The sequence below is a fragment of the Methylophaga sp. UBA5088 genome (assembly GCF_002414625.1).
Lineage (GTDB): Bacteria > Pseudomonadota > Gammaproteobacteria > Nitrosococcales > Methylophagaceae > Methylophaga > Methylophaga marina.
This window is the reverse complement of sequence record NZ_DIAC01000028.1, coordinates 19,502-20,194: the sequence shown is the minus strand read 5'-3', so window position 1 is coordinate 20,194 and position 693 is coordinate 19,502. Positions and strand designations below refer to the sequence as shown.

At 42.6% G+C, this 693-nt stretch carries 2 protein-coding genes; one reads left to right on the top strand and one right to left on the bottom strand.

Going from position 1 to position 693, the window contains the following annotated elements; translation table 11 throughout:
- Positions 1 to 432 (top strand): methyl-accepting chemotaxis protein (locus tag B4K20_RS03610; protein ID WP_289281918.1); only part of this gene is annotated, 432 nt, incomplete at its 5' end.
- 38 nt (positions 433 to 470) lie between these two features.
- Here the strand turns inward: B4K20_RS03610 and B4K20_RS03605 are convergent.
- Positions 471 to 693 (bottom strand): RMD1 family protein (locus B4K20_RS03605; protein WP_289281917.1); only part of this gene is annotated, 223 nt, incomplete at its 5' end.

The following is a 693-nucleotide window of genomic DNA, read 5'->3' as shown; positions in this document are numbered from 1 at the left end:
GCAGGAGATCATGGTCGCGGTTTTGCCGTCGTTGCTGATGAAGTTCGTTCATTAGCTACCAGAACACAGCAGAGCACAGACGATATCAGCCAGATTATCAGTCAACTGCAAAGCTCTGTCAGTCAATCCTCAACGGCGATTACTCAGGGTAAAACCGACGTCGATAAAACAGCCAATACGTTCCAGGAAGCCTCTTCCGTGTTTGATGAGATAAGAGCATCATCACGGCGCGTAAACGATATGGCGATTCAAACAGCAGCCGCTACAGAAGAGCAAACGGCTGTAGCTGAAGATATCAGTAAAAACCTGCATGGTTTGAACCAGCAGACTGAGTCAGCTCAACAAGTGTCTAAAACAGGTGATGAGATTTCGAAAAAAATCACCAATTTCTCAGAAAACATGATGAGTCTGATGGGGCGGTTTAAAGTTTAAGTTTCCCTTCAAGAACCAGGCCTGTAGGCCTGGTTTTTTTAATGCAAAAACAATACGATTTCTAATGCGATCAGGATAATGATTATCCATTCTAAGGTAGATGAATGTTTGTGATTTTGTTCATTAGCCAGCATATCCAGTAACTCATGAATACTTTCCAGCTTTTTATTTAATACATTAATCCGTGCCACCACATCCAGATAGCGTGAAACGATGGTATACAAAGGTTCAAGCTCAGGATAATCCCAGAAAAACTCTGGC